At 49.1% G+C, this 14831-nt stretch carries 16 protein-coding genes; 7 read left to right on the plus strand and 9 right to left on the minus strand.

All coding sequences use genetic code 11. From position 1 onward, the window contains the following. The first annotated feature begins 77 nt into the window (after nucleotides 1–77). The 3 genes from OGX89_RS06035 (at nucleotide 78) to OGX89_RS06045 (ending at nucleotide 2950) form a co-directional block, all read left to right on the plus strand. Entirely contained in the window at nucleotides 78–2060 is a 1983-nt protein-coding gene (locus OGX89_RS06035; protein ID WP_003832969.1) for an alkyl/aryl-sulfatase, read from the plus strand. Between the two features lie 153 nt (nucleotides 2061–2213). Next, nucleotides 2214–2480, plus strand: a complete 267-nt coding sequence (locus tag OGX89_RS06040; RefSeq protein WP_008784769.1) for a type II toxin-antitoxin system TacA family antitoxin — start codon at nucleotides 2214–2216, stop codon at nucleotides 2478–2480. Continuing rightward, nucleotides 2468–2950 carry a GNAT family N-acetyltransferase gene (locus tag OGX89_RS06045; RefSeq protein ID WP_063941970.1) on the plus strand — a complete coding sequence of 161 codons (483 nt, stop codon included), beginning with the start codon at nucleotides 2468–2470 and terminating at the stop codon, nucleotides 2948–2950. The genes OGX89_RS06040 and OGX89_RS06045 overlap by 13 nt, the downstream gene beginning before the upstream one ends. Before the next feature lie 250 nt (nucleotides 2951–3200). On the opposite strand, the gene OGX89_RS23850 is transcribed toward OGX89_RS06045, so the two are convergent. Continuing rightward, nucleotides 3201–3428 (minus strand): hypothetical protein, encoded by a 228-nt coding sequence (locus OGX89_RS23850; RefSeq protein ID WP_003832964.1) that lies wholly within the window; start codon nucleotides 3426–3428, stop codon nucleotides 3201–3203. 434 nt (nucleotides 3429–3862) lie between these two features. On the opposite strand from OGX89_RS23850, the gene OGX89_RS06055 reads away from it, so the two are divergent. Further along, a complete protein-coding gene (locus OGX89_RS06055) occupies nucleotides 3863–4240 on the plus strand; it encodes a hypothetical protein (protein ID WP_003832962.1) in 378 nt (125 codons plus the stop codon). A 52-nt stretch (nucleotides 4241–4292) separates the two neighbouring features. Further along, complete coding sequence (locus tag OGX89_RS06060; protein WP_286560080.1) at nucleotides 4293–5129, plus strand: DMT family transporter; 837 nt, start codon at nucleotides 4293–4295, stop codon at nucleotides 5127–5129. A gap of 9 nt (nucleotides 5130–5138) precedes the next feature. Here the strand turns inward: OGX89_RS06060 and OGX89_RS06065 are convergent, their stop codons facing one another. Continuing rightward, on the minus strand, nucleotides 5139–5660 hold the full coding sequence (locus tag OGX89_RS06065; RefSeq protein WP_003832958.1) for a GNAT family N-acetyltransferase: 522 nt from the start codon (nucleotides 5658–5660) through the stop codon (nucleotides 5139–5141). 110 nt (nucleotides 5661–5770) lie between these two features. Here OGX89_RS06065 and tam point away from each other — a divergent pair, with 110 nt between their 5' ends. Continuing rightward, nucleotides 5771–6529 carry a trans-aconitate 2-methyltransferase gene (gene tam, locus OGX89_RS06070; RefSeq protein ID WP_003832955.1) on the plus strand — a complete coding sequence of 253 codons (759 nt, stop codon included), beginning with the start codon at nucleotides 5771–5773 and terminating at the stop codon, nucleotides 6527–6529. 131 nt (nucleotides 6530–6660) lie between these two features. After that, entirely contained in the window at nucleotides 6661–7038 is a 378-nt protein-coding gene (locus OGX89_RS06075) for a GFA family protein (RefSeq protein ID WP_003832953.1), read from the plus strand. On the opposite strand, the gene OGX89_RS06080 is transcribed toward OGX89_RS06075, so the two are convergent. From OGX89_RS06080 to sad, 7 genes are all read right to left on the minus strand, one after another. Next, on the minus strand, nucleotides 7035–7949 hold the full coding sequence (locus tag OGX89_RS06080; protein WP_063941590.1) for a bestrophin family protein: 915 nt from the start codon (nucleotides 7947–7949) through the stop codon (nucleotides 7035–7037). The genes OGX89_RS06075 and OGX89_RS06080 overlap by 4 nt on opposite strands. A 215-nt stretch (nucleotides 7950–8164) precedes the next feature. Beyond that, nucleotides 8165–9616: a tagaturonate reductase gene (locus OGX89_RS06085; protein ID WP_126957173.1), complete on the minus strand. Its 1452-nt coding sequence runs from the start codon at nucleotides 9614–9616 to the stop codon at nucleotides 8165–8167. A 106-nt stretch (nucleotides 9617–9722) separates the two neighbouring features. Next, nucleotides 9723–10250: a GNAT family N-acetyltransferase gene (locus OGX89_RS06090; RefSeq protein WP_003832948.1), complete on the minus strand. Its 528-nt coding sequence runs from the start codon at nucleotides 10248–10250 to the stop codon at nucleotides 9723–9725. Nucleotides 10251–10329: 79 nt separating this feature from the next. Beyond that, a complete protein-coding gene (locus tag OGX89_RS06095; protein WP_126957171.1) occupies nucleotides 10330–10689 on the minus strand; it encodes a DUF4186 domain-containing protein in 360 nt (119 codons plus the stop codon). Beyond that, a complete protein-coding gene (gene glsB, locus OGX89_RS06100) occupies nucleotides 10689–11615 on the minus strand; it encodes a glutaminase B (RefSeq protein ID WP_003832944.1) in 927 nt (308 codons plus the stop codon). Before glsB ends, OGX89_RS06095 begins: the two co-directional genes overlap by 1 nt. Before the next feature lie 62 nt (nucleotides 11616–11677). Then, on the minus strand, nucleotides 11678–13255 hold the full coding sequence (locus OGX89_RS06105; RefSeq protein ID WP_003832942.1) for a methyl-accepting chemotaxis protein: 1578 nt from the start codon (nucleotides 13253–13255) through the stop codon (nucleotides 11678–11680). A 103-nt stretch (nucleotides 13256–13358) separates the two neighbouring features. Continuing rightward, entirely contained in the window at nucleotides 13359–14747 is a 1389-nt protein-coding gene (gene sad, locus OGX89_RS06110) for a succinate-semialdehyde dehydrogenase (RefSeq protein ID WP_126957169.1), read from the minus strand. Nucleotides 14748–14831 lie beyond the last annotated feature (84 nt).

The following is a 14831-nucleotide window of genomic DNA, read 5'->3' on the forward strand; positions in this document are numbered from 1 at the left end:
CAGTATTACGGAAGCTTCTCAACAATCAGAACTGCAGGATTTCTTTCTTCTGGATAATATATTATTAGCGAGGATTTATGAAACTTAATAAACTAGTAAGTTATCTGACTTTAGCTGGCGTGTGTTCAACATCATTAATATCACTACCTGTATTGGCACAGGAAGGAGCAAAAGATGCGACTGCTCAGACCAAAAGTGCGAATGACGCATTATATGGTCAATTGCCATTCACTGATAAAACCGATTTTATGAACGCACATAAAGGTTTTATTGCTCCGCTTCCCAGTGAATTGATTAAAGGGAAGCAGGGAAATGTTGTCTGGGACCCTCAGCAATATGCCTTTATCAAAGAGGGCGAAAAAGCCCCCGACACGGTTAATCCAAGCCTGTGGCGTCAGTCGCAGTTGATCAATATTGGCGGTTTGTTCCAGGTCACTGATGGCGTGTATCAAATCCGTAATCTTGATCTCTCGAATATGACAATTATGGAAGGGAAAGAGGGTATTACGGTCATTGATCCGCTGGTATCTGCAGAAACCGCGAAAGTGGGAATGGACCTTTATTATAAGAATCGCGGTAAAAGACCCGTTGTTGCCGTCATTTATACGCACAGCCATGTTGACCACTACGGTGGTGTCCGCGGCGTGATTGATGAAGCGGATGTGAAATCCGGTAAAGTGAAGGTATATGCACCGGCTGGTTTTATGAAGGAAGCTGTATCTGAAAATATTATGGCAGGTAACGCCATGAGTCGCCGAGCTAGTTACATGTATGGCAATCTGTTGAAACCGGATGCAAAAGGTCAGGTCGGTGCGGGTCTGGGGACGACAACCTCCGCCGGTACGGTGACGCTGATTGAACCCACTAACTATATTACCCACACCGGGCAGAAAGAAGTTATCGACGGTCTAACCTATGACTTCATGATGGCACCGGGATCGGAAGCACCTTCTGAAATGCTGTGGTATGTAGAAGAGAAGGGAATGATCGAAGCTGCAGAGGATGTCACCCATACGCTACATAACACTTATTCATTACGTGGCGCGAAGATCCGCGATCCGCTGGCATGGTCAAAATATATCAATGACGTTATTGGCCGCTGGGGTGGAAAGGCAAACATTATTATTGCTCAGCATCACTGGCCGACCTGGGGTAATGAAAATGTGGTGAAGTTAATGAAAAGTCAGCGTGATATGTACCGTTACATCAACGATCAGACGCTGCGTATGGCTAACCAGGGGCTGACCCGTGACGAAATCGCCGCTAACTTCAAACTGCCGTCTGGTCTGGAAAAATCATGGGCCAGCCGTGGATACTATGGTTCTGTAAGCCATGATGTGAAAGCAACGTATGTCTTTTACCTCGGCTGGTTCAACGGTAATCCGGCAACACTGAATGAATTACCGCCCGTTGATGCCGCGAAGAAATATGTCGATTACATGGGCGGCGCTGATGCAATCATGCAAAAAGCGAAAACGGATTACGCCCAAGGCAATTACCGTTGGGTGGCGCAAGTCACTAACAATATCGTCTTTGCTGATCCGAGCAATAAAGAAGCCCGTAATCTGGAAGCCGATGCCCTTGAACAAATGGGTTACCAGGCTGAGTCCGGTCCATGGCGTAATTTTTATCTGACAGGTGCACAAGAATTACGCAACGGTGTGGTAAAAGGCGCGACGCCAAATACCGCCAGCCCGGATACCGTTAAGGCCATGTCGCCGGAGATGTTCTTTGATTATCTCGCGGTACATATTAACGGAGAAAAAGCGGCAAATGCGCAGGCAGTCTTCAACATCGATTTAGGTGCTGACGGCGGTAAATACAAACTGGAACTGGAAAACGGTGTTCTTAACCATAGCGCTGATGCACAGGCCAGTAATGCTGACGCCTCCATTACGCTTAACCGTGCAACGTTGAACAAAATCATTCTCAAGGAAGAATCGCTGAAACAGGCAGAAGAGAAGGGTGATGTACAAATTTCCGGCAATCATGCCAAGCTTGATGAGTTCCTCGGGTATTTAGATAGCTTTGATTTCTGGTTTAACATGGTAACGCCTTAACTGTAGAGACAAACCATGCCATAACCCGCCAGCACTGGCGGGTTTTTTATTGTTGCTTATCAGAGTATTGAGTTGAACGATGCTGTATAGCAGTTGCTATACATAAGCCTTATGATATGCTTGTAAAGCAATTGCTATACAAGAGGCTTAATAATGAAATCAGATGTCCAGCTCAACCTTAGAGCTAAAGAATCCCAACGCGCGCTTATTGATGCGGCCGCAGAGATTCTACATAAATCGCGTACAGACTTTATTCTGGAAATGGCCTGCCAGGCGGCAGAGAACGTCATTCTCGATCGCCGAGTGTTTAATTTTAATGATGAACAATACGCTGAGTTTATCGAGATGCTTGATGCTCCGGTTGCCGAAGATCCCGCTATCAGGAAGCTACTGGCAAGGAAACCACAGTGGGATTTGTAACCGCACCGGAACCACTAACTCACATTCATCAATTAGCGGAATTTGTCAGCGGAGAAATTGTTCTCGATGATTGGTTAAAGCAAAAAGGGCTAAAAAATCAGGCTCTCGGCGCAGCCAGGACGTTTGTTGTCTGCAAAACAGACACGCGACAAGTCGCTGGCTTTTATTCACTGGCCACAGGTAGCGTCAACCACACAGAAGCAACAGGCAATCTTCGGCGTAACATGCCAGATCCAATCCCCGTAATTATCCTTGCCAGATTGGCCGTAGATCTTTCTGTTCGTGGAAAAGGGTTAGGGGCCGATCTGCTTCACGATGCGGTACTGCGGTGTTACAAAGTGGCAGAAAATATTGGCGTGCGTGCCGTTATGGTACATGCGCTCACAGACGAAGCTAAACGTTTTTATCTTCACCACGGATTCAAAGCATCTCAACTGCAGGAACGAACTCTGTTCCTCAGGCTTTCATGATTGTAATGAGCAGAGGAGGTCAATGGCCAAACGTGGGCCACATGGAGTCTCAACTGAGTACGCAGCAATTGTATTTAACATAATATACATTATGCGCACTAACATAGATAAAGGCGGAATCTGCTGTTTTATGGTCATCCTTGTGCTGCTCAATAATGACGCCTCAAAACTCTTTCAAGCGCAGTTGCCTCAACAGCGCTAACAGTTTTGGATGATGGCTCTCGACTACAGCTGGTTATGCAGTACCGTTTTACGTTCCGCCACCGCCAAACGCGCTCATGGCCGGGGGAATAAACTGCCCATCAACCTGTCGTCCCTTGCCATGCAGAAACAGACCGAACAGGCCGCCGCCATAACCAACGGCCTCCTGAATATTGCTATGCAGTTCATTACGGGCATCTGCCAGTGATACATCCGGCAGCAGGCGCACCTGCAATTCATAGGAAATATACCAGTCCATCAGACTCAGCTGACGCACCAACGGCGGCTGTGAAAGATCAGCACATTAAAAAAGCGATCACAATCCTGTTCATATTCGCCACCGAAAACGCGAGAATTATCGTTATTATTCAAAAAGCCAACGCAAATTTGATTGCTTTTTTAGCATAGACCAGCCTTTCACTTACGCAATGTTAGTGAGAATGAGATCTTCATTTGATGTGAAAGATGACATTTCTCTGGGAAGGCTCTTATCTTCATCGTCGCTAATTTGAAATGCATATCTCTGACCAAAAGTACATAGTCTCAATTATTACGTCATGAGATTCTGTCTTTAGTAGCTTTCATTTAAAAATATAAAGCCGCACATCTGTGATTTTTAAGCAATGGTATGTAATCGTTCGTTATATACTGAACCAGGTGACTTCACTTACTTTCAAAAATACGATAATAAAATTGAGTACATATCGGACAATGCGAAACAAAAAAAGCAAAACCATCCTACGCTTCGCGCTCTTGCTACTATTTACCTCTACGCTGTCGAGCTGCACATTAACCCGTGTTTCCGACAGCACACTCGCCAAAGAGGTCGATGAGCTGAATGTTATTGGTCTGAGCCTGGAGGCAGCAAGGCAAAGAGCAACTGAAAAAGGTTTTGTGTGCAGCGAATACGGAAACGTGAACACGGTTGTAACCGAACAGGGTGAGCATCGATGGCTACAAACTGAGTGCAGCAAGAAAAGTGCAGAGCTGTTCTGCCCGCAAATGCGTTTTGTCGTTCTTAATGTCGAGCCCAGCACGAACACAGTCGTTGATGTTGGTAACTATATTAATCAACACACCTGTTTTTGAAGGCAACACCTGCATATTGCGCTAAACCTCGTATTGACTAAAGGACGCTATCTTGCTCATCAGAATCATCATCGCAATGATCGCATTTGCTGGAAATTCAGTGCGTTGCCGACTCGCATTGAAGGGTATGCATGCTGATGCTATCTCATTCAGCAGCATCAGATTGATAAGTGGCGCAATTGCCCTTTTTTTATTTATCGCGATAACATCTGACAGCAGAAAATTTGAGTTCAAGTGGTTAAATGCCCTGCTCCTTTGCATCTATGTTTTTTCATTCTCCATTGCCTATGTTTCTCTTAGCACCGGCGCTGGTGCCCTGCTGCTCTTTGGTACCGTTCAGCTCGTCATGACGGTATGGGGAATAGCCCAGGGAGAGAAACTCGTAATTTTAAAAATAACAGGAATACTCGGGGCATTGGCTGGAATAGCGATTTTGCTATTTCCTGGTGTGGAGCGTCCTTCCTTTTATGCCGCAATAATGATGGTTATTGCTGGGTTAGCCTGGGCTTTCTACAGTATCACAGGGAAGAAAATCACGGATGCTGCTGCCTCAACCGGGGGGAATTTCATCCTGGCAATCCCGGTCGCATTGATTATTCCTCTGTTCTTCCGCTCTCATCTTCATATTGATATATATGGACTAGTTCTGGGCGTGCTTTCTGGTGCAATTACATCGGGAGGTGCATATCTGCTCTGGTATTCATTGCTCCCCTTACTCCGGTCCACAACGGCCAGTACTATTCAACTCAGCGTACCTTGTCTGGCCACTCTCGGTGGGATCATATTTTTGGGCGAAACGCTCACCGTCAGAATCCTTCTCGCAAGCGTCATTATTTTGGCTGGAATTGGCTTAGTTATTTTCTCTGATATGAGAAAAGGAGCAAAATAGACTGATTAATTATCGGCAAAGACGATACAGAACATGTTGTGCCAATCGATGATCTGGCGGCAACGCGGGATGCGTAAACTCTTCTGTTTTATTCATACCAATTCGTATCATCAGATCCTCTGACGGTTTATTCAGCACAGAAGTAAATGAAACGACTTCATTTAGCGCCAGTACGTCAAAAGCAAATGCAAGACTCGCTTGCGCGGCTTCTAACGCCAGACCCTGGTGCCAGTATGCTTTAGCAAGGCGCCAGCCTATTTCGGTGCAGGGTGAAAAATGAAATTTATCAGGTTGTGGATGTAACCCCACACAGCCCACAAACTGGTGTGTTTCTTTTAGCTCTACGGCCCAAAATCCCCAGCCGCGTTCTGCAATACCTTCACTAAATCTATCGGCCAGGTTATCGCTTTCAGCTTTCTCTAGCGGTGCGGGGAAAAAGCGCATCACGTCAGAATCGGCATTGAGTGCAGCAAAAGGGGCCCGGTCTTTAGCCTCCCATTGTCGTAATATCAACCTTGATGTTTCCAGCATATTCCTGCCCTTATCATTCATTTTCATATAATCTTCTAAAATAAGTGGCTCATCGGCAAGGTCTTATACCGTCCTTTTCCGACTTTTCCTCTCATACTGGAGATTTATAAATGGCCGACTGGAACCCTTCGCTTTATCTGCAATATGCAACTGAACGTTCAAGACCCGCAGCAGAATTACTCAGCCGTGTGGCGTTAGAAAATGTCCGCTCAGTTGTTGATCTTGGTTGTGGTCCGGGAAACAGTACGGCATTGCTGCATCAGCGCTGGCCCACGGCAAAGACAACAGGTGTCGATTCTTCACCTGCTATGCTGAATGAAGCGCGCAACGCATTACCTGACTGCCATTTTCTCGAAGCGGATATTAGCCAGTTTAAGCCCGAGCATCCCGTAGATCTGCTTTATGCAAATGCGTCGTTACAGTGGGTGCCCGATCACTATGACTTATTCCCACATTTGGTCTCACAACTCGGTCACAACGGCGTTCTGGCCGTGCAAATGCCGGATAACTGGCTGGAGCCCACGCATGTACTGATGCGCGAAGTGGCTTATGAACAAGATTACCCCGACCGGGGGCGTGCTCCGCTTCCTGGCGTTCACGCCTACTATGATATTTTGACCGAAGCGGGTTGTGATGTGGATATCTGGCGTACAACGTATTATCACATTATGGATTCGCATCAGGCGATTATCGACTGGGTAAGCTCAACGGGACTCCGCCCCTGGCTGCAGGATTTGAGCGAAAGCGAGCAACGTCATTACCTGGCTCGCTACCATGAACTGCTCCAGGAACAATATCCGTTGCAGGAAAACGGCAATATTTTGCTGGCATTTCCGCGGTTGTTTATTGTAGCCAGACGCAATAGTTAAGCGTTTATCATCAGACAGATCACAGGATTGGGCTACCGAGTATGCGCGCCCTCGCCTTTTTATCATAAGGATCTAGTGGCTATGTCAGGCATCTGCTAGTGTCTTGCCACATGTTTCTGACGGGAGTTGTTATGTCTAAAGTCTACATTGGTGGGTGTCTGTGTGGCTCGATCCGTTTCACAGCCAGCAGTCCTAATAATTCCCATACCTGCTCCTGCGATATATGCCGGAAACATACTGGTGCCCCGACCGTCGTCTGGATTGAGTTTGATGCAGAAAATGTAGAATGGACGGGAAAAGCCGGAAAACCGACAACCTGGCGCTCATCTGAAACCACCAGTCGGGCTTTTTGCCCTCAGTGCGGGAGTTCCGTGGGCGCCATCGATGACGCTCCGGTCATTGCGCTTTTAGCCGGCGCTTTTGACGATCCTAATGATGAAGATCTGGCGCCGGAGTTTCATTCGTTTTCTGATATGAGGCCAGCATGGTGGGAAACAGAACGAAACTAAGTTAGTTGGTAATGTTTATCCGGCATATGTTTTGCTGGCACATTGGTTTCATCGTTCATTTGCAGTAAATCGATTTCGATTGCATTGCAAATCGCATCCAGCGGCAGGTCATTGTTCTCAGTACCAAACGGATCTTCTAGCTCTTCCGCAAGCGCATCGAGCGAGATAAAAGTATAGGAAATAAGCACTGAAATAAACGGCGTCATGTAGTGAAGATCCACCACTAACGCGAATGGCAGCATGATACAAAACAGATAAACAGTGCGATGAAGGATCAAAGTATAAGCAAACGGCACTGGCGTATTCGCAATTCGCTCACAACCTGCCAGTACTGCCGACATATCATTTAATCTGTTGTTTAAACTATGAAATAATATATCGGACAGCTGTCCATCACGTCTGCGCACGGCCAACCACTCCCCCATCAGCAACAAAATGCGGTTTGCTGGCGATTGTGCGGAAAATACCGTCTGCAGATCTTTCTCGCTGAGATATTTCGCCAACGGCTCTGCCTGTGGGTTTCGACGTAACGTCATGCGTAAACAGTGGGCAAATGCGATTTGCAGACGAACAAACTGCCCCAGTTCGGCGTCATCCGGTAAGGTGGTTTTCACCTCGCGAAGTAGTGATCGGGAAGCAATCATCAACTGCCCCCACAGGTGTCGGGCTTCGACATAACGTGAATAGCAGGCGTTATTGCGAAAACCTAAAAAGATAGCAATCGCCACGCCCAGAATACTGAACGGTGCCAGGGTAAATTTGATACCCAACATCGTATACCAGGGCAACATGATGATAACGGCGATGGAGAGCAGGAAATTCAGCAGTAGTCGTGAAAATATTTTAGATAATACGGAACCATGCCAGACGAATATCAGGCGCAGCCAGTGTTGTTGGGGACGAACGATCATGGTTATCTTCGGGAAAATGTGAAATCCGTCACATTAGACGCGATAGCGATCAATGTTGCAAGTTAATCGCAACATTATCTCAACAACTTTTGTCCTGCTTAAAACGAAGTCGCACCTAAGTCACAGACCGGGTTTATGATATAAACCACAAAGTATGTTGTAACTAATGTATATCAAGAAAAAACCCGGCCTGAGCCGGGTTGTCGGTAGTCGTCTTAGCACAGTGGCTTAACGGCTTCACGCATACCTTTTGCCAGAATGGTCTCCAGATCGGCAGAGACCTGTTCCACCAGTCCAGAAACCTGCGTCAGATCTTGTTCCCAGTGATCTTTAACACCCAGTACAGATTTGACCAACGCTTCGGTGCTTATCTGGCGATCGCGATGCTGAGACCACAGCTGTTGAAAACGTTCAATCCAGTGCGCATCATCCTGAACCGGATAAGACTCACCGTTGCGCTCTCCACGATAAAAAGCAATTAACGCAGCAAGCGCAAACGTTAAACGCGCCGGCAGTTTACCGCTGGTCTGTTGCCCTGCCAGCAGTTGCGGCAATATACGGGTGCGGAACTTGGTCATGCCATTCAGGGCAATAGACAGCAGCTGATGCTTGATATACGGGTTGCAGAATCGACCGGTTACCGCGCTGGCAAAAGAAGCTAACTCATCACGTGGCAAATCCAGTACCGGAATGATCTCTTCATAGATCGCTTTCTCCACGAAAGCACAAATCTCAGCGTCATTCATCGCCTCACCCACGGTGTCCAACCCTGCCTGCCAGGCAACAGGGACCAGCGCGGTGTGAGCACCGTTGAGAATCGCCACTTTGCGCTCTTTGTACGGTTTGATGTCATCCACGATCAGGACATTCAGCGGATACTTATCCAGACGTAGTTCTGCGGCTAATGACTTCGGCCCCTGAATGACAAACAGATAGAAATGTTCTGCGGTATCGAGGAAAGTATCATGATAGCCCAGTTCAGCTTCGAGCTTAGCTACCTCATCACGCGGATAGCCGGTAACAATACGGTCCACCAGCGTGGAGCAAAATGCATTGGCCTGATCCAGCCACTGAATAAACGCTTCCGGCAGCGCCCATTCCTGAGCGTAGCGCAGAACCAGTTCACGCAGCGCATCACCGTTATAATCAATCAGTTCGCAAGGGATGATAATCCAGCCTTTATCCAATGCGCCGTTAAAATAGCTGAAGCGTTCGAACAGCAGACGCGTCAGTTTAGCCGGATAACTAACCGCTGGCGCGTCGTCAAACTTATCGCCCGCGTGGTAACTGATACCTGCTTCCGTGGTGTTAGAGAACACAAAACGCATATCAGGATTATGCGCCAGCTTCAGGAACTCATCGTATTCGCTATAGACGCTGATTTCACGGTTAACTGAACGAATTAGACGGGCATCACTGACGGCCTCGCCCTTCTCATTCAAACCACGAATGATAGTGGTATAGAGGCCATCCTGCGTACTCAGCGATGGCGGGAAGGAACTTTCGATAGGACGAACAATGACCACACCAGCGTTCAGATCGGTATGTTCGTTGAGCAGATCTACCTGCCAGTCTACAAAGGCGCGCAGGAAGTTTCCTTCACCAAACTGAATAATGCGTTCAGGATACTGAGCACCGGGGAAATCGCGACGATTTAGTGTTTGCACAATGGGTTCCCTTTATGATTAGTCATACAACCTGATTGAATTGGTCCAATAGGTTAGCAAACTTTAATACATTGAAACCCTGTTTTGATCAATCCCCGGCGACAAATTAGAGCGTTTTATAGAAAAGTGTGGTTCCGGTCAGCGTCCCATCGGGCATTTGGGCATAGTCAGGTATCACCCCTACCTTTTTCCACCCGCAATTGTGGTAGAACAACTCCGCACCACTGCCAGTCGCCGTATCAAGCACCAGCAGCGTTTTACCTTGTTGACGCGCGCAACTTTCCAGTTCGTTCATCAATTCACGGGCCAGGCCACCGCGTCGCACTGAGGGGTGAACCAGCAGTTTGGCGACATCAGCACGATGAGGTTGATTTTCGGGTTGATCGATAATGAGTTGGACGGTACCGACAAGCACCCCCTGCGCATTCTGCGTACCAAGAACGATCCGTTCTCCGCGAGAAACACTTTGCGCGACCTTCATCCAGAAAGGCTCTGATTTTTCGCGATTAAAGGGCAGCATAAAACTGATGGAGGCGCCGTCATTGACGCACTGTTCAAGAACATCGCTGAGCTCGTCGATTCGCGACAGAATCTGTGTCGCGCTCAGCACAAAGCAGGGTTTGCCGGAAGCCATGGTTTCTCCTTAGATTGACCCCTTCATACTGCTTTTAACAATTACACAACACAAGGGGCATATCATAGTAAAATATTATCTATGGCTTGTTCATTTGGAGTACTAACCAGTGGTAAATAACCGTGACAACGTAACGTTGCTGTTCATCGTTTAGCACTACATCCTGAGGTATATCATGCCATTTCGCCAGACACCCTCGACAGCACGTCGCCGTAGCATGTTGAGCGATAAATACTGGGTGACCACGCATAGGAGTCTGTTTACCATCATTGGCGGGAAACGCAGGTGCTAGTCGTTTAGCTATAAAATCCGCAGCATGTTGTTCGATAACTGGCGCCCCTTTATTCAGACAATACTGCCTTTCTTTCTGACCAAGACGAAACCGCGAGCGAAACGTTGATTTCGCCAGCCGGGCAAAAAGAGGATCGAGCGTTTTCATCAGTAAACCGAGCGCCCCAGCTGTTGTGTTAATTGTTCCAGCACGGCGATACCGGCCAGTGAATTTCCCGCCGGATCCAGTTCCGGACTCCAGACAGCAATCGCCATCTCGTGTGGCACGATCGCCACGATGCCGCCGCCGACGCCAGATTTCGCCGGAAGCCCAACCCGCCAGGCAAATTCCCCTGCGTTCTGATACATGCCGCTGGTCGCCATCAGCGCATTGATCTGCCGGGCCTGCATCGGTGTGACCACAGGCTCCGCAAGATGAAAGGCATGCCCTTGATTTGCCAAAAAGACAAAAGTCCGCGCCAGTTCCACACAGCTCATTTTCAGCGCGCAGTAGTGAAAATAGTTCTGCAAAACGGTGGGCACGTCATGGTGAAAATTGCCGAAGGATTTCATCAGCCATGCAATAGCGGCGTTACGCGCCGAGTGCTCAAACTCCGATCGCGCGACCGTCGCATCATAGGCGATATCCGAAACGCCGCTTAATGCCCGCACCACTTCCAGCATCCGTTGACGAGGTGCGCTTAGACGCCCTTGCAGCATATCGCAAACCACCAGCGCCCCGGCATTAATAAAGGGGTTGCGAGGGATACCCTGCTCCATTTCCAGCTGCACCAGGGAGTTAAATGGATGACCGGAAGGATCTTTGCCGACGCGCTGCCAGATCTCCTCTTCCTGATAGTGACGCATCGCCACGACCAGACTGAGCACCTTTGAAATTGACTGAATAGAAAAACGTTCTTGCGCATCTCCCGCCTGATAGTGCTGCCCATCAACGGTACAGATAGCAATACCCAGTTTTGAACCGTCGACGGAGGCTAATGCCGGAATGTAATCAGCGACTTTACCCTGACCAATCAGCGGACGAACCTGCTGCACAATGGTCTCTAAAATTGAATTGTCCATGGCCCTGGCCACAACATGCTCCTTGCTCGCAGGTATGAAAGGCCTGCGAGTATAACAGAGCTGAATACTCAACGTCAGGCCGGAAGGCGGAATCTGGCCACGGCCTGCATAAGCTGGTTAGATTCATGGTGAAGCTGTAAGGAAGAATCAGATGCAGCATTCACCAGATCACTGGTTTGTCGGGCTTCGCCGTTCAGGACATGGAGCTGACGGGTTAACTGGTGAATACTGTTCCCCTGATTTAACGTTGCAGTCGAAATGTCGTTCAGTAACGCGCCGAGGTTTTCCACCAGTGCGATAACCTGCTGCAAATTCTTATCCAGTCCATTAACCGCGTGAAAGCCCTCTTCAATGCCCTGTAACGAGTGTTTAATCAGTGTCTGAATGTTTTGCGTAGACTGACCGCTTTTTCGCGCCAGCAGCCCAACTTCTTTCGCAACCACGGCAAACCCGCGCCCTTGCTCCCCGGCATGTGCTGCCTCGATTGCGGCGTTGAGAGCCAGGATATTTGTCTGAAATGCAATGTTGTCGATAAGCGTTGTAATCCCTCGCATTTCAGACGAGCGAGTCACAATCGCCTGCATTGACGCATTTACCGTCGCCATCATTCGGTCTCCACCTGCCGCAATATCACGCGCCTGCACTGCGCGTTGATTCGCCAGTTCAGCAAAGCCACTGTTATCCTCAACATGCGTTTCCAGAACCGAAATATGCGATGTCACAGTGCTCAACTCTTCACTTTGTTTTGCCGACTGCTGGTATAGCTGTTTATTGTTCTGCGCAAGTTCGTTGATATTTCCTACCATTGCGGTGGTGGCATCATTCACCTGCCGTACCAGCGCGCAGAGCCCCTGCTGCATTGCAGCAATACGCGAACTTAATTGCGTCACTTCCCGATTAAACTGACTCACCTGCGGGGCTGGCCGGGAAAGATCACCCGCCGCTAAAATATCGATATGATCGATCAGCCGTCGCAGCGGCATAATCACCCAACGGAACATACTACGCCAGACCAGAAAGGCGATAACCACCAGTACCAGAGGAATAAACAAAAATAGATTCTGTAAACGCTCAAGACTGGTCAACAGCTGCTGACGCCCAACTTCCGCATGTCGCCCACTGCCCTGCTGAAAGCGCGCGTAATTACCGTTAAAGTCTGTCTGAAAGGCCTGCACGGGTACGGCAAAAAACGCATCAATGGAACCTGACTGCATCAGCCCGTCCGCCTGCTCCTTAATACCGCTATAAAAACGCTGATAGCTCTCTGTTAGATCCGGATCCGACTGCGGCTTCATATCCCGCCAGGCATCCCATGCAATTTTTGACTGCGCCAGCGCCCGATACGCCTCTTCCATTAACGGACGCCAACTCCCGTCCGATCCGGTGGCGGCATCCTGCATAAAATAAATCCCCGCACGGTTAAGTAAATCGCTGGCAGATAATAACGCCACCCGCGCTTCATCGACCTTTGCCTGCTGCAAAAGCGCGAGTTGATTACGCCCTTCATTCTGCTGTGCGTCACTGACTGAGACCGAGAGCATCAAGGAGGACACGACCTGCAAAATTGAGAACAGCGCAATAATGCAAAAAATGCCCGTTAACAGACCGAACTGACGGGGTATTAGACGATGGGAAATTTGCGTTATGTTCATATTACTCTTCTGTATCAAAGCGTTAGTCGCGAGTGTACGGAGAGTAAATGACAGAAAAATTGCAGAAATAAGACAGGTGCCCCCAGCGGAGGCACCCACACCATCAAAGGCGGTTTTTCCAGACGGTCTGCACGTTACAAAACTCATGCAGGCCAAAGTGAGAAAGTTCGCGGCCAAAGCCACTTTTCTTCACACCACCAAACGCAACGCGAGCATCGCTGGCGCTGTAACCATTGATAAATACGCCACCACACTCCAGGCGTGACGCCATCTTCTGCGCCAGCGCTTCATCCGCAGTAAACACCGTGGCGGATAAGCCGAAATCACTGTCATTCGCCAGCGCTAACGCATGTTCCGCATTCTTCGCCACGGTAATTGCCGCAACCGGACCAAACAGCTCCTGGCGGAACGCCGTCATCTCTGGAGTGACATCGCCCAGTACCGTCACGGCATAGTAATTGCCCTGACCCGCAATTTTTTCCCCGCCGAGCAGTAACCGTGCCCCTTCGGCAAGGGTGGCTTCTACCTGCTGGTGCAGTTCGTCACGCAGATCAAATCGCGCCATCGGCCCCAGATCGTTTTCTTCGTTCAGCGGATCACCCATTTTGAGCGCACTCGCAGCGGCCACAAAGCGTGAAGTAAATTCTGCCGCAATCCCTTCTTCGATAATAAAGCGCTTGGCTGCCGCACAAACCTGCCCTGTGTTCTGATAACGCCCAGCGACCGCCGCCTTAACGGCCAGATCGAGGTCAGCATCATTGAGGACAATAAACGGATCGGAGCCGCCCAGTTCAAGCACACATTTTTTCAGCGCGGCACCCGCCTGGGCGCCAATCGCCGCACCGGCACGTACGCTTCCCGTTACCGTTATCGCCGCGATACGCGGGTCATTGATCATTTGACTGACCCCGGCGTTATCGGCATTCACCCAACCGTAAACCCCCGCGGGTACACCAGCATCAGCGAAAACCTGCGCAATAATTGCAGCACAGCCGGTTACGTTAGGCGCATGCTTTAACAGATAGCCATTTCCGGCCAACAGAATCGGGACGGCACCTCGCATTACCTGCCAGAGCGGGAAGTTCCACGGCATGATCGCCAGAATGGTTCCTACCGGACGATACTCAATCACCGCCTGGTTATTCTCCACCAGCGTGGGTTCCGGATTGAGCATCGCCGGTCCATGCTCGGCGTACCAGTCACACAATGCAGCTGACTTGGCGACTTCAGCACGCGCCTGCTTAATGGGTTTACCCATTTCACGTGAGATACACTCCGCCATCTCTTCCGCACGATGGCGCAGAGCTTGCCCGATCTGGCGCAGCGTTTGCGCACGGTGCTCAACGGAAGTATGTTTCCATTCGTTATAGCCATTCGCGGCAAGGTTCAGCGCATGATCAATCTCTTCCGCGCTTGCCCACGGCGTCGCCGTCAGCCTTTCACCGCTGGCAGGGTCAAAGGAAATCGCATGTGTTGCTGCTGTGATAGTCATAAGTGCCTCTCTTTATCGCAGGGTATGGTTATATCATGAGCATATTTACTCTTTCTGAAAAATGAATAATATTAACCATACCAT

Source organism: Citrobacter sp. Cpo103 (assembly GCF_030332605.1).
Classification (GTDB): domain Bacteria; phylum Pseudomonadota; class Gammaproteobacteria; order Enterobacterales; family Enterobacteriaceae; genus Citrobacter; species Citrobacter portucalensis.

Excerpts from the sequence above, each read along its gene's own strand:
- OGX89_RS06075 (WP_003832953.1), top strand. The coding sequence starts at position 6,661 with ATGTCTAAAGTCTACATTGGTGGGTGTCTGTGTGGCTCGATCCGTTTC.
- OGX89_RS06090 (WP_003832948.1), bottom strand. The coding sequence starts at position 10,250 with ATGGCTTCCGGCAAACCCTGCTTTGTGCTGAGCGCGACACAGATTCTG.
- OGX89_RS06095 (WP_126957171.1), bottom strand. The coding sequence starts at position 10,689 with ATGAAAACGCTCGATCCTCTTTTTGCCCGGCTGGCGAAATCAACGTTT.
- OGX89_RS06065 (WP_003832958.1), bottom strand. The coding sequence starts at position 5,660 with ATGCTGGAAACATCAAGGTTGATATTACGACAATGGGAGGCTAAAGAC.
- OGX89_RS06105 (WP_003832942.1), bottom strand. The coding sequence starts at position 13,255 with ATGAACATAACGCAAATTTCCCATCGTCTAATACCCCGTCAGTTCGGT.
- OGX89_RS06035 (WP_003832969.1), top strand. The coding sequence starts at position 78 with ATGAAACTTAATAAACTAGTAAGTTATCTGACTTTAGCTGGCGTGTGT.
- tam (WP_003832955.1), top strand. The coding sequence starts at position 5,771 with ATGGCCGACTGGAACCCTTCGCTTTATCTGCAATATGCAACTGAACGT.
- sad (WP_126957169.1), bottom strand. The coding sequence starts at position 14,747 with ATGACTATCACAGCAGCAACACATGCGATTTCCTTTGACCCTGCCAGC.
- OGX89_RS06080 (WP_063941590.1), bottom strand. The coding sequence starts at position 7,949 with ATGATCGTTCGTCCCCAACAACACTGGCTGCGCCTGATATTCGTCTGG.
- OGX89_RS06055 (WP_003832962.1), top strand. The coding sequence starts at position 3,863 with ATGCGAAACAAAAAAAGCAAAACCATCCTACGCTTCGCGCTCTTGCTA.
- OGX89_RS06040 (WP_008784769.1), top strand. The coding sequence starts at position 2,214 with ATGAAATCAGATGTCCAGCTCAACCTTAGAGCTAAAGAATCCCAACGC.